14 protein-coding genes are annotated in these 12262 nt (G+C 69.6%); 5 read left to right on the forward strand and 9 right to left on the reverse strand.

Features of this window, described 5'->3' with window-relative positions:
• Positions 1-2: 2 nt before the first annotated feature.
• The 9 genes from ACZ49B_RS09405 to ACZ49B_RS09445 all read right to left on the reverse strand — a co-directional run bounded on the left by ACZ49B_RS09405 (position 3) and on the right by ACZ49B_RS09445 (position 8396).
• Positions 3-1823, reverse strand: a complete 1821-nt coding sequence (locus ACZ49B_RS09405) for an AGE family epimerase/isomerase (RefSeq protein ID WP_468302404.1) — start codon at positions 1821-1823, stop codon at positions 3-5.
• Position 1824: 1 nt separating this feature from the next.
• Complete coding sequence (locus ACZ49B_RS09410; RefSeq protein WP_468302407.1) at positions 1825-2256, reverse strand: VOC family protein; 432 nt, start codon at positions 2254-2256, stop codon at positions 1825-1827.
• Positions 2256-2867, reverse strand: coding sequence for a DJ-1/PfpI family protein (locus ACZ49B_RS09415; RefSeq protein WP_468302410.1), 612 nt, complete (start codon positions 2865-2867; stop codon positions 2256-2258). The genes ACZ49B_RS09410 and ACZ49B_RS09415 overlap by 1 nt, the downstream gene beginning before the upstream one ends.
• Complete coding sequence (locus ACZ49B_RS09420; RefSeq protein ID WP_468302413.1) at positions 2860-4473, reverse strand: GMC family oxidoreductase; 1614 nt, start codon at positions 4471-4473, stop codon at positions 2860-2862. Before ACZ49B_RS09420 ends, ACZ49B_RS09415 begins: the two co-directional genes overlap by 8 nt.
• Positions 4474-4486: 13 nt before the next feature.
• Positions 4487-4867 (reverse strand): nuclear transport factor 2 family protein, encoded by a 381-nt coding sequence (locus tag ACZ49B_RS09425; protein WP_266668937.1) that lies wholly within the window; start codon positions 4865-4867, stop codon positions 4487-4489.
• A 13-nt stretch (positions 4868-4880) separates the two neighbouring features.
• Complete coding sequence (locus ACZ49B_RS09430) at positions 4881-5336, reverse strand: nuclear transport factor 2 family protein (RefSeq protein ID WP_468302417.1); 456 nt, start codon at positions 5334-5336, stop codon at positions 4881-4883.
• Between the two features lie 29 nt (positions 5337-5365).
• On the reverse strand, positions 5366-5797 hold the full coding sequence (locus tag ACZ49B_RS09435) for a nuclear transport factor 2 family protein (protein WP_053788935.1): 432 nt from the start codon (positions 5795-5797) through the stop codon (positions 5366-5368).
• 71 nt (positions 5798-5868) lie between these two features.
• Positions 5869-7512: a thiamine pyrophosphate-binding protein gene (locus ACZ49B_RS09440; RefSeq protein WP_468302420.1), complete on the reverse strand. Its 1644-nt coding sequence runs from the start codon at positions 7510-7512 to the stop codon at positions 5869-5871.
• A 59-nt stretch (positions 7513-7571) separates the two neighbouring features.
• Positions 7572-8396, reverse strand: coding sequence for a type 1 glutamine amidotransferase domain-containing protein (locus tag ACZ49B_RS09445; RefSeq protein ID WP_468302423.1), 825 nt, complete (start codon positions 8394-8396; stop codon positions 7572-7574).
• Between the two features lie 267 nt (positions 8397-8663).
• Here ACZ49B_RS09445 and ACZ49B_RS09450 point away from each other — a divergent pair, with 267 nt between their 5' ends.
• The 5 genes from ACZ49B_RS09450 to ACZ49B_RS09470 all read left to right on the forward strand — a co-directional run bounded on the left by ACZ49B_RS09450 (position 8664) and on the right by ACZ49B_RS09470 (position 12171).
• Positions 8664-8936: a UBP-type zinc finger domain-containing protein gene (locus ACZ49B_RS09450; RefSeq protein ID WP_468302426.1), complete on the forward strand. Its 273-nt coding sequence runs from the start codon at positions 8664-8666 to the stop codon at positions 8934-8936.
• On the forward strand, positions 8933-10666 hold the full coding sequence (locus tag ACZ49B_RS09455) for an FAD-dependent oxidoreductase (RefSeq protein WP_468302428.1): 1734 nt from the start codon (positions 8933-8935) through the stop codon (positions 10664-10666). The genes ACZ49B_RS09450 and ACZ49B_RS09455 overlap by 4 nt, the downstream gene beginning before the upstream one ends.
• A 95-nt stretch (positions 10667-10761) precedes the next feature.
• The gene (locus tag ACZ49B_RS09460) at positions 10762-11262 is read left to right on the forward strand and encodes a hypothetical protein (RefSeq protein ID WP_468302430.1); all 501 of its coding nucleotides are present in this window, start codon (positions 10762-10764) and stop codon (positions 11260-11262) included.
• A gap of 97 nt (positions 11263-11359) precedes the next feature.
• A complete protein-coding gene (locus ACZ49B_RS09465; protein WP_030157498.1) occupies positions 11360-11695 on the forward strand; it encodes a putative quinol monooxygenase in 336 nt (111 codons plus the stop codon).
• Positions 11692-12171, forward strand: coding sequence for a group II truncated hemoglobin (locus ACZ49B_RS09470; protein WP_468302433.1), 480 nt, complete (start codon positions 11692-11694; stop codon positions 12169-12171). Before ACZ49B_RS09465 ends, ACZ49B_RS09470 begins: the two co-directional genes overlap by 4 nt.
• The last annotated feature ends 91 nt before the right edge of the window (positions 12172-12262 follow it).

Genomic DNA, 12262 nt, shown 5'->3' on the forward strand with positions numbered 1-12262 from the left:
CGCTATGAAGTCACCGGGCGCAGCCGGACCTTGACCTTGACCCGCCCCTGGACGTCGGGCAGCCGGACGGTGAGACCGTCGGCGTCGAAGTCCCGGTACGGCTTCTCGTCGATCTCGACGGACGCGATCTGCACCGAGCCCGCGGGCAGCAGGTCGGGCGAGACGCGCAGCACGCGGTCGGGCAGGTTGGTCGGGTCGGGCTTGAAGTGGAAGTCCATTTCCCGCCCGTTGATGAGCAGGTTGTTGTAGACGGCGGACAGGTAGCAGAGCTCCGCCGAGTGGTACATGGACATCGAGTGGCTGCCCTTGAGCCGCTCCGTGCCGAGCAGGTACGGCATACCGCTGGCGAGCACGTTGAAGTAGACGGCTCCCTCGTCGTGGTCGAGGAAGAACGTGTTGTAGAAGGCCTCCGCCTGCCGGGCCTCGCGCAGGAAGGCGTCGCCGCCGACCGTGCCGTTCAGGATGAGGTAGGCGAGGATCGCCTGCTCCTGCTGCCACCAGGCCTTGCGGTCGTGCCAGGCGAAACGATACGCCTCCTGGTCCCCGCCCTTCACACGCTCCACGACGTCGTACCAGCCGCCGCGCTGGACGTCGCTGCCGACGGCCGGCATGATCTCGCCGATCTTCTTGGCGAGCTCCTCGTACGCCGGCTTGGCCTTCAGCGAGTTCATCCGCATCAGGTTCCAGGCGATCTTCAGGTTGTGCCCGACGACCGCGCGATTCTGCTGCCAGCTGTGCGCGGTGTCGTGCGACCAGTCTCGGAAGAAGCGCTCCTGGACGAACGGGCTGTTCTTGTAGTCCGGGAACTTGTCCGCGATGGTGTCGAAGGTGTACTCGAGGAAGTCGGCGTACCTCTGGTCGCCGGTCGCCAGGTACAGGTTGATCAGGTACGCGGGCGCGTGGTCGCCGACCGAGTTCCAGTTCTTGCGCTCGGCGTTCTCGCCGAGGGACTCGTGGTCCGCGCTGAACAGGATCGGGTCGATGTGCGAGTAGTAGCCGCCCTGCTCCGGGTCCTTGAAGAACTTGTCGAACAGCCGGATCGTGGCGTCGGCGTCGTTCTTGATCCGGATGTCACCGGTGACGCGGTACGTCTGGATCGGGCCGGCCAGCGCGTAGATCTGCTCGTACATCGGGATCGCGTCGTAGTCGTCGGAGAACTCCGAGGTGAACAGCTTGCGCTCGCTGTCCCCGTCGACGCTGATGCCGTGGTACCAGAAGACCACGTCCTCCTCGCTGTCCACGACCCGCATGTGCTTGCGCAGGTACTCGGTACCGCGCTCGGCGACCTCGAGGTACTCGTCCTTGCCAGTCAGCAGGTAGGCCGAGGCCATGCCGTAGACCAGGCGGGAGATCGTGTCGGTCTCCTGGACGTGGCTGGCGGTCTTGTCGCCGCCGAGCCGGATCTCGGTGCGGTACTCGGTGAAGTCCACCGGCCCGTCGCCGAACTGCGCCCGGATGTAGAAGTCGGCCAGCGACTCGATCTGCTTGACCCACCAGCTGGCCTCCTCGAACCGGTAGTCCTCGGCGCCGCGGCCGAGGAACACCAGGCGCTTCGCCTCGAAGCGGCCCCCGTGCTCCGGGTAGTGGACGCCGTAGACGAAGAGGAACCGGCCCGGCGAGAGCATCTCGTCGATGTGCCCGGAGGCGTCGATGTACGGCTCGTCCAGGTTGCGGACCAGCTCGGCGCTCGGGTCCCCGGCGAGGGACACGTCGAACTCGCGGCCGTCCGCGGTCTTCAGCCGCAGCAGGCGGGACTCGGAGTCGAAGCGGCCGACATAGCCCGCGATGGTGTCGGAGAAGGAGAAGCTCACGGCGTCCGCCATGTCATGCACCGTCCTTGTCGTGTGAGCGGTCGTCCTCGAATCCCTGGCTGACCTCGACGATCACCCCGTCGGGATCGCGGACCCACACGGTCCGCCAGCCGCAGATGAAGTCGTCGAAGTCCAGCGGGCCCAGGGTCACTTCGGCCGCGTCGCCCAGCTCGGCCAGGAACGCGTCCACGCTGTCGGTCTGAAAGGCCAGGTGGCGCATCCGGCCCGGGGCCTGCGGCCCGTCGTCGTGCGCCCGGCGGGCCGGTTCGGTGTCGGCCGCGAAGAGCTCCAGGTACGCGTCCCCGCGGCGCAGGAACACGATCTGGGACTCTCCGAGATCGACCACCCTGGCCCGGGTGAAGCCGAAGTACCGGGTGTAGAACTCCTCGGTGGTCTTCTGGTCCGTGCAGTTCAGGCCCACGTGCGACCAGACCATCCCGGCCATCAGACGGCCCCCCGGCCCCGCCCCGCCGCGATCAGCTCGATGATCCGGCGGGCGAACAGGTGGTGGTGGGCGCCGGTGCGGCCGGTGACCAGGTCCCCGTCGACCACGACGTCCTCGTTGACGTACTCGGCGCCCATGTTCCGGACGTCGCCGATGAGGTTGTTGTGGCAGACCACCTTCCGGCCCTGGATCTTGTCCGGGATCGAGGCGGCCAGCCACATGCCGTGGCAGATGATCCCCTTGAGGACCGTCGGCTCCTCGAAGGCCCGGCGCAGCAGTTCGGTCGCCGGCGCGAGGACGTCGACGTCCTCGGTGTAGCGCAGCCGGTCGGCCACCATGCCCGAGGGCACGATGATCGCCGCGTACCGGCGCAGGTCCTCGTCGCTCAGCCCCTCCAGGGACTTGTCGGCGGTGAACGGCGCCCGGTACTCGTGCCCGGAGAAGGTGATGGAGTCGTTGCCCCACAGCCGGGTCAGGAAGTCGACCTCGGCGCCCTCCTCGGCGAACCGGTGCTGGTAATAGAAGATCTCCGGCTCGTAGAAGTCGCTCTCGACCAGGACCGCGATCCGGGTCCCGCTCAGCGCACCCTCGCGCAGTACGGCGTCAGGCACGGGACACCCCCCTCAGGAAGTCCGCCGCGCGCTCGGCGATCATCGCGATGGCGGTGTGGCAGTTGCCCGACGGGACCGCGGGCATCACGCTGGCGTCGACGACGCGCAGGTTGCGTACGCCGTGGACCCGCAGCTCGGGGTCGACGACCGAGAGGTCGTCGATGCCCATGCGGCAGGAGCCGGCCTGGTGGTGGTAGCTCTCGGACTTCTGCTTCGCGAAGGTCCGCAGGTCCTCGTCGGAGCCGTAGCCGGGACCGGGCTGGAGCTCCTGCTTGTACCAGGGCGAGAACGCCGAGGTCGCGAAGATCTCCCGGGCCAGCTTGATGCCCTGCACCATCCGCTCCAGGTCCCACCGGTCGCCCAGGTAGTTCGGGTTGATCAGCGGGTGCGCCAGCGGATCGGCGCTCGCGAGCCTGATCCAGCCGCGCGAGACGGGCCGTACGACACCGGGCAGGATGCTCACCGTGTTCGGGTGGTCCTTGCCGACGATCACGTCGAACGGCACGTGGACGAAGGCGATCTGCAGGTCGGGCGCGAGCAGGCCGGGCTGCGACGCGAGGAACAGAGCGCTCTCCGACAGGTTCTGCGCCGGCGGCGGGAGTTCCTGGGTGACCTCGGCCATCAGCCCGGTCAGGACGTGGTTGTGGAAGTTCTCGCCGACCCCGGGCAGGGCCGCGACCGTCTCGATGCCGTGCTCGCCCAGCTGCTCGGGGTTCCCGATGCCGGAGAGCAGCAGCAGCTTCGGGGACTCGATCGCCCCGGCCGCCACGATCACCTCCCGGCGGGCCCGTACGGAGTGCAGCCCGGGTTCCGCGGTGGCGCTGTGGCCGTCGCGCACGGTCCGGCCGGGGAACTCGGCGGGCGGGGCGAGCTGCAGGTACTCGACGCCCGTGCAGGTGTCGCCGTCGAACAGCAGCCGGGTGCTCTGGGCGCTGGTGCGCAGGGTCAGGTTGGCGCGCTCCAGCGCCGGCTCCAGATAGGAGGCGAGGGTGCCCTGGCGGCGCCCGTCGGCCACGTCGATGTGGTGCCAGCCGGTGCCGAAGAGGCCGCGCCGGGGCCCGTCGGTGTTGAAGTCGGCGATCTCCTGGTGGCCGAGTTCGACGGCCGCGTCGATGAAGGCGCGGGAGACCGGGTTGGGGCCGTGCTGCCCGGCGTTGGTGATGCGCTGCGGGCCGCGGGTGCCGGTGGTGGGCGCAGTGGCGTCCTCCTGGCCCTCCAGGAGGGCGAAGTACGGCAGGACGTCCTCGTACCCCCAGCCGGCGGCGCCCTGGTAGGCCCAGTTGTCGAAGTCCGAGGCGTGGCCCCGGATGTGCATCATGATGTACAGGTTGCTGCTGCCGCCGGGGGCCTTGCCGCGCGGTTCGTACGTACGGCGGCCGTCGAGCCCGGGCTGCGGGACGCTGGTGTAGCCCCAGTCGACCGGCCCGCCGAGCAGCTTGTACCAGGAGGACGGGTCGTCCACCTCGGGCGGGATGCGGTTGCCGCCCGCCTCCAGGACCAGGACGGAGACGTCCGGGTCTGCGGAGAGCCGGTTCGCGAGGACGCTGCCCGCGGTGCCGGACCCCACGATGACGTAGTCGTACTCTTCTCTCTCGGCGATCGCCACGAGTCGGCCCCCCTCAGCCCTGGCTCAGCACCTGGAAGGGGACGGTGTCGTGGTAGTTCGCCATGTAGGCGATCTTTCCGTCCACGATCCGGAAGAAGTTCATGACCTCGGCCTCGATCGCCTCGCCGGAGGCGCTGACGGCGCTGAGGTGGGAGACGGCCGCGGCCTTCTCCCCGTCGACGAGGAAGTGCACGGGCTTGTTCTGGAAGACGCGGTACATCGTCCCCATGCCCTTCATCATCGAGCGCAGGACCTCCAGGCCCTCGATGTGTCCGGCGAGCTGCTCGTCCATGACCTGGTCGTCGGCGAACAGGTCGCACCAGCGGTCCCAGTCCCCGGCGTTGGCGTACTCGTAGTACTTCTCAAGGATCTGTCGTGCGTCCACAGCGCTCATCGCGCTCCTCCCCCTATCGGTCCCGGCGGGTTCCGTCGGGCGCGAACGGCGCCCAGAACTGGCTGAAGGCGGTCGCCGAGTCCCCGAAGAGCCCGTCGCGGCCCTCGACGATCCGGCCGTCCCGCCACCGCATGAAGTGGAAGACCGGGTAGTCCATCCGCTCGTACGGGGACTGGCTCTCCTGATCCGCGCCGTCGCGCACGGCGACGTTGCGGCAGACGTCGGCGCTGCAGTCCTCGCCGACGAGGACGGACTGGATGTCCATGCGGAAGGTGCCGCCCGTGAGCTTGTGGGTCTGCCCCATCAGCTCCAGGAAGGCGTCCAGGCTCTCGTACCAGCCGGCCAGCGGGTGGTTGCCCGGCACCAGCCAGCGCAGGTCCTCGGAGTAGTACTCGAGGATGCGGGCGCGGTCGCCGGAGCCGAGGGCGGCGTACGCCGCCTCGACCCGCTCCCGTGTCACTTCGGTCATCGTCGCTTCTCCTTCGCCGGCGTCCGCGCTCAGAGCGAGCCGGAACCGGGCATCGGGGCCAGGTCGTTGACGGTGTACTGCTTGATCAGCGGTCCGTCGGGACCGGCCACGACGGTCCAGGTCTGGTCGGCGTCGAAGCCGAGCCACTGGCTGCGGGCGGCCGGCGGGTCCCAGATCTTGGCCTGCCAGTTGACGAGGACCCGGACGATCGCCCGGTCGCCCTCGATGACGGGCTCCACCTTGGTGACGGTGTGGACCTCGTCGAAGAAGCGGTTCGTGACCGCCGCGTACCAGCGGCCGAAGCCCTGGTGTCCGAGGAAGGTGTCCTCGGGGACCTTGAACTCCAGGTCCTCGGTGATGAGCGGGAGCACCCGGTCCAGCGGAAGGTGCTGGTCCAGGGCCACGTACCAGTTCTCCGCGAAGGTGCGGATCGCTTCCTCGGTCAGCCGCTCGGCGGGCATGCGGTCTCCTCCTGTCCGTGGTGGTGTGCGGTGCGGTGGGTCGCGGCGGTGCGGTGCGTCGCGGCGGTGCGTCAGATCTGTACGTCGACGAGGAACGGACCGGGGTGGTCGAGCATCCGGGCCACGGCGGCGACCGCCTCGTCCGGCTTCTCCACCCGCATCCCCTCGGCGCCGAGCGCCCGCGCCAGCCCGGCGAAGTCGATCTCGGGGTGGGAGAGGTCGAAGGAGCCCGGGAAACCGTGCTCCGGGATGTCCCGCTCCCGCCAGTACTGGGCGATGTTGTCGTCCAGCAACCGGTACTTGCGGTTGTTGCAGACCACGAACTTGGCGTCGATGCCGTGCCGGACCGCGGTCCACAGCGCCTGGTACGTGTACATCGACCCGCCGTCGCCCGCGAACCCGACGACGAGGCGGTCCGGACGGGCCAGCTTGGCGCCGACCGCCCCCGGGAAGCCCACGCCGAGCGAACCGCCCCGGGTGAGGTGGTAGTCGCCGGGCCGCTCCGGAGGCAGGTACCGGGTGACCAGCGGGGAGGTGGTCAGCGCCTCGTCGAAGACGATCAGGTCCCCGCCGGTGCGCTCGGCCAGGGTCCGCAGGAAGACGGCCATCGGCGTGCCGTCCTGCTCGGCCTCCCCCGACCGGGCGGCCAGCGTCCGCTCGCGGGTGCGGGAGTCGAGCCGTGCGGCCGCGGCCGCCCGCCGCTGCGGGGTCAGCAGGCGTTCGAGTACGCCGGCCAGCGCGCGCAGGGCCTGCTTGGGATCGGCTGCCAGGCCGAGGTCCACCGGGTGGTTCTTGGCGATCTCGTACGCGTTCAGGTCGATGTGGACGACCTTCGCGCCGGCCCGGAAGGGGCTCTCCAGCTCGGGGAACACCTCCGGGAAGACATAGGTGCCGACGATCAGCACCCCGTCCGCGCCGGCGACGAGCTCCTTGCTGTGCGGGCCGAACATGTGCCCCGTCTGGCCGCGGCGCAGCGGGTGCGAGGCCGCGATGTTCACCTCGGACGAGTCCACCTCGTACACGTCGGCGCCCAGCAGCTCGGCGACGGCGACCAGTTCGCGCTGGGCCCCCGAGAGCGAGACCCCGTCCCCGACGAGGATCACGGGCCGCTCGGCGGAGGCGAGCAGCTCGGCCGCCCGCCCCACCGAGGCGGGCGACGGCGCCACGTCCGTGAGCGGCACCGCGGCGGGCAGGACGGGCTCGGAGTTCAGCTCGTCCAGCACGTCCATCGGCAGCGCCACGAACACCGGGCCGCGCGGCGGGGTCAGGGCGATCTTGACCGCCCTTCGGATGGTGCGCAGTACGGAGTGCCGGTCGGTGACCCGGGTCGCGTACTTCGTCACCGGCTTCGCCATCGCCACCAGGTCGGACGCCATCTGCGCGTCCATGGCGTCGTAGCGGACCCCGGCGTCGCCGGCGACCACGACCAGCGGGGTGTGGCCGCGCAGCGACTGGTAGAGCATCCCGATGCCGTTGCCCAGCCCGACTCCGGAGTGCAGCTGGAGCAGGGCCGCGCCGCCGGTGGCCCGGGCGTAGCCGTCGGCGATGCCGGCGGCCACGGTCTCCTGGAGGGCCAGGACGTAATGGAAGTCCTCCGCCGCGTCCACCGCGTCGAGGAATCCCTGTTCCACCGTCCCCGGATTTCCGAACATCACATTCAGGCCGTCGGCCTTGAACTGCTCGATCAGCCTTTCCCGTCCGGGAGTGGCTTCCATGAATTCCCCCTCATTCTCACGGTTTCCGGATCATGGCTTTCCGGTGGCGGATTTCCGGATCACCACCCGTAACGGGTGAGACCCTCCTCCAGGACTTCCACGATCTTCTGCCCCGTGAGATACGAGTCGGGGGTGGAACGGCCGGTCACGAACGGGTAGTCGACAATCACCGAGAGCGGGTGGCCGAAGTTCCCGTGGTACGCCCCGCGCGGGCCGGTCGCATCGCGCAGGATGTACTCCAGCGGGTACGGCGGCGGGCCCATGTTGAAGTCGGTACCGAGGAATCCGGTTCCGTCCTTGTAGTCGTACTCCTTGCAGTGGCCGGTGACGTGCTTGCCCCAGATGATGCTCCTGCGGTCGCCCCAGTCCCGGGCGAAGGCCAGGCAGGCCACGCCGTAGCACTCGGCCGCCACGACCTTGCCGGCCTTCTTGAAGGCCAGGATCAGGGCGTGCACGCGCTCGTTGTTGGCGAGGTCGACGATGGGCCCGCTGCCGCCGACGATCAGGACCGCGTCGTAGCCGGCGACGTCGGCCTCGAGCTTGTCCAGATCGCGGTGGTACTGCTCGAGCTTGCGCAGATAGCCCTCGTCGCTCGTGTACGGGCGCTCGGGGACCCACGCCTCGATGTCGAGCGGCGAGTCCAGCCGGCTCGACTGCTCGAACTCCCGGCCCAGCCGGGCGTTCTCCTCGGTGGTGACCGACCGTCCCAGTGGAGGATCGATGAAGTTCGCGTCGAGGCTCGGCGGAAGAGCGTGCGCACGCTTTCCGGTCGGCGTGGCGAACACGACTTCGTAGCCCCGCTCATCGAACTTCGATACGGGGCCTATCAGTTCTTCGGCCCAGTAACCGTGTTCGGAGACAATGACCAGAATCTTTCTGCTCACGGATTCCTCCAGGCGCCGCCTGTTGTCGTTGGCGTGACCCACACTGCTTGCGCCCGAGGCCTGCGTCAAAGCGCCCGTATGCGACTTCGTGAGGTAGGAAGGCAGGTCGCACGGGCACCTCACGTAGTCGCTCGCGGAGGTCATGAAGTACCCGCGGGACTTCCTGACTTCGGCCGAATCAGTGAACCATTACGGGGGCACCGCCCTATGGTCTGGACGCTCCGTGAATCACGGGTGCGCGAAGGACCGAGGAGAGGGACGGGGACGATGACGACGGACCTGTTGTGCACACACATCGATCAGATACGTCCGGTGAAGCCGGGCACCGAGGGCTGCGAGGAGTGCCTCGCCCTCGGCGACACCTGGGTGCACCTGAGGTTGTGCCTGAGCTGCGGGCACGTCGGATGCTGCGACTCCTCCAAGAACCGCCACGCCACCAAGCACTACAAGGGCACGGCTCACCCCATCGCCGCGTCGCACGAGCCCGGTGAGACCTGGGCCTGGTGCTACGCCGACCAGCTGATGCTGGACGCGGCATGAGTGCGGCCCCGGAGAGCGCCACCGCCCGCGCCACCACCCCCACCACCGGGGCCGCGGCCGAGCGCGCGGAGAGCAGGAAGCCCGTCATCCTGGCCGTGGACGACGATCCGCAGGTGCTGCGGGCCGTACGCCGCGACCTGCGCAGCGCCTACGGCGACCGCTACCGCGTACTCGGCGCCTCCTCCGCCGCCGACGCCCTCAAGATCCTGGACTCCCTCGACGAGCGCGGCCACGACCCGGCGCTGTTCCTCGTGGACCAGCGGATGCCCGACGTGACCGGCGTCGAGTTCCTCCTCGAGGCCGTCAGCCGCTTCCCCGACGCCCGCCGGGTCCTGCTCACGGCGTACGCGGAGACGGACGCGGCGATCACCGCCATCAACCGGGTCCGCCTGGACTACTACCTGCTCAAGCCGTGGGACCCGCCCCACGAACGGCTCTTCCCGGTCCTGGACGACCTGCTCTCCGACTGGCTGGCCACCTACCGCCCCGCCTACGACGGCATCATCGTGGCCGGCCACCTGGTCTCCCCCGGCACCCACGCCGTCCGGGACTTCTTCACCCGCAACGGCCAGCCGTTCCGCTTCCTCAACGTCGAGCGGGATCCCGAGGCCCTGACCCTGATCGCCGCCCAGCCCGACGCGACGCTCCCCCTCGTCCGCTTCCCGGACGGGGCGGTGCTCTCCGCGCCGTCCGACACCGAGCTCGCCCAGCGGCTGGGACTGGCCACCACCGCCTCCCGCCCGCACTACGAGTGCGTCATCGTCGGCGCGGGACCCGCGGGCCTGGCGGCCGGCGTGTACGCGGCCTCGGAGGGCCTGTCGACGCTGATGCTGGACTCCCGCGCCCCGGGCGGCCAGGCCGGCACCTCCAGCCTGATCGAGAACTACCTCGGCTTCCCCTCCGGCCTCTCCGGCGGCGACCTGACCCGCCGGGCCACCATCCAGGCCTCCCGCTTCGGCGCCGAGATCCTGCACCCGGTGGAGGTGGTCTCGCTGACCCGGGACGACCCGGCGAAGATCCTGACCCTGGCCGACGGCACGGAGATCAGCGCCGAGACGGTGCTGCTGGCCACCGGGGTCTCCTACAACCGCCTGGAGGCCCCCGGCGCGGACCGCTTCGAGGGCGCCGGCCTCTACTACGGCGCGGCGACCACCGAGAGCTCGGCGTGCATCTCCCAGCACGTGTTCATCGTGGGCGGCGCGAACTCGGCCGGCCAGGCGGCGGTGCACTTCGCCAAGTACGCGGCCAGGGTGACCATCCTGGTCCGCGCCGAGTCCCTGGACGCGAGCATGTCCCGCTACCTGATCGACGAGATCGACCGCACCCCGAACATCGAGGTCAAGGTCCGTACGACGGTGGTCCGGCTGGACGGCGACGAGCACCTGGAGAAGCTGACCCTCCACGACTCGACGACGGGCGAGGACACGGAGGTCGCGGCCCGCTTCATGTTCACGTTCATCGGAGCCCGCCCGCACACCGACTGGCTGTCGGGCGTGGTCGAACGCGACGAGTACGGCTTCGTGCTCACCGGGTCCGACCTGATCTCGAACGGCGGCGAACTCCCGGCGGAGTGGAGCCTGGAGCGCGCCCCGTACCCGCTCGAGACCAGCGTCCCGGGCGTCTTCGCGGCCGGCGACGTGCGGGCGCACTCGGTCAAGCGCGTGGCGTCGGGCGTGGGCGAGGGCGCGATGGCGGTCTCGCTGATCCACCGCTACCGCTCGATGGGCTGAGGGCGCCGGCTGAGGGCGCCGGGGTGAGGGCGCTGGGCTGAGAGCGAACGCGAATCGCTTGCGATCAAGCATCTGCCGGATGCAACGTTGATTACATGATTACATCCGAGCAGAGCGAGCAGCTTCGCAAGTGGTTCGCGGACCGCCTTCCGGTGGACGTGTACGAGTCCCTGGTCGACGTCTCGGTCGACCGCGAGGAGATCACGGTCGTCGGAGCCATCCCGGCGACCGAGTCGGTCAAGGAGTTCCGCGAGCGCACCCGCGAGCAGCGCATCGAGGTCGCCCGGGAGGCGGAGGAGCTCTACCGCCGCAAGGTCGCCTGGGCCGTCCAGTCCGGCGACGACCGCGTCCTGTTCACGCACCTGGCGGTCCCGGTGATGACGCGCCTGCGCCAGCCGGAGCGCAAGGTCCTCGACACCCTGGTCGCGGGCGGCGTCGCCCGCAGCCGGGCCGACGCCCTCGCCTGGTGCGTCCGCCTCGTCGGCCGCAACACGGACGAGTGGCTGACCGAGCTCCGCGACTCGCTGGCCAAGGTCCAGCAGGTCCGCGCGGCCGGCCCCGACGTCCCGGACTCCCAGAAGTCTGAGTCGGAATGACGAAAGTCCTCCCCACCCGGGCATGATCACGCAAGTCTGACAGCGAGCCGGCCGGCACCCGGCATCAGGCACCCGATCACAGGGAGAGGCACGCCCCATGACCACCACCGTCGAATACATCCGCTACCGGATCGCATTGGACGACCAGCAGGCCTTCGAGGACTCGTACCGCCAGGCCGCTGAGGCCCTGGCCGCGTCACCCGAGTGCATCGACTACGAGCTGGCCCGCTGCGAGGAGGAGAACGACCGGGAGCGCTACATCCTCCGCATCCGCTGGACGTCGGTCGACGCCCACCTCAACGGATTCCGCAAGGGCGAGCACTTCCCGGCGTTCTTCAGCGCGATCCGCCCGTACGTGAAGGCCATCGAGGAGATGCAGCACTACCGCGTCACCGACGTGGCCGGCCCCGGAAAGGCCGCACCCCAGTCATGAGCACCACACCCGGCACCACTCCCACCATCTACGAGTGGATGGGCGGAGCGGAGGCGATGAACCGCCTCACGGACGCCTTCTACGCGCACGCCCTGCAGGACGAGATCCTGGCCCCGGTCTTCGCGGGCATGGACTCCGAGCACCCCCAGCACGTCGCCGTCTGGCTGTCGGAGGTCTTCGGCGGCCCGGCGCAGTACACTGCCCACCACGGCGGCCACCAGCACATGGCCACCAAGCACCTGGGCCGCGGCATCACCGAGAAGCAGCGCCGCCGCTGGGTGGACCTGCTGATGGACACGGCCGACGAGGTCGGCCTCCCGACGGACCCGGAGTTCCGGGCGGTGTTCGCCTACTACATCGAATGGGGCACCCGCATGGCCCTGATCTACTCGGGCCCCAACCCCCCACCGGTGGACGCGGCGAAAATCCCGGTCTGGTCCTGGGGCCAAACGCCCCCGTGGATCCCGAAGAGCTAGGGGGTGTCGTCAAAGTAGCGTCGTCCGCCCGTGAGGGCGGGGCCGGCGGGGTCTGGTGCGTGTGATCGCAAGGCGGAGGAGGGAGGCGACG

Source organism: Streptomyces sp. NPDC031132, assembly GCF_055570595.1.

Coding starts and splice junctions, on each gene's coding strand:
- ACZ49B_RS09405 (WP_468302404.1), bottom strand. CDS start 1,823: ATGGCGGACGCCGTGAGCTTCTCCTTCTCCGACACCATCGCGGGCTAT.
- ACZ49B_RS09410 (WP_468302407.1), bottom strand. CDS start 2,256: ATGGCCGGGATGGTCTGGTCGCACGTGGGCCTGAACTGCACGGACCAG.
- ACZ49B_RS09425 (WP_266668937.1), bottom strand. CDS start 4,867: ATGAGCGCTGTGGACGCACGACAGATCCTTGAGAAGTACTACGAGTAC.
- ACZ49B_RS09430 (WP_468302417.1), bottom strand. CDS start 5,336: ATGACCGAAGTGACACGGGAGCGGGTCGAGGCGGCGTACGCCGCCCTC.
- ACZ49B_RS09435 (WP_053788935.1), bottom strand. CDS start 5,797: ATGCCCGCCGAGCGGCTGACCGAGGAAGCGATCCGCACCTTCGCGGAG.
- ACZ49B_RS09440 (WP_468302420.1), bottom strand. CDS start 7,512: ATGGAAGCCACTCCCGGACGGGAAAGGCTGATCGAGCAGTTCAAGGCC.
- ACZ49B_RS09450 (WP_468302426.1), top strand. CDS start 8,664: ATGACGACGGACCTGTTGTGCACACACATCGATCAGATACGTCCGGTG.
- ACZ49B_RS09455 (WP_468302428.1), top strand. CDS start 8,933: ATGAGTGCGGCCCCGGAGAGCGCCACCGCCCGCGCCACCACCCCCACC.
- ACZ49B_RS09460 (WP_468302430.1), top strand. CDS start 10,762: ATGATTACATCCGAGCAGAGCGAGCAGCTTCGCAAGTGGTTCGCGGAC.
- ACZ49B_RS09465 (WP_030157498.1), top strand. CDS start 11,360: ATGACCACCACCGTCGAATACATCCGCTACCGGATCGCATTGGACGAC.
- ACZ49B_RS09470 (WP_468302433.1), top strand. CDS start 11,692: ATGAGCACCACACCCGGCACCACTCCCACCATCTACGAGTGGATGGGC.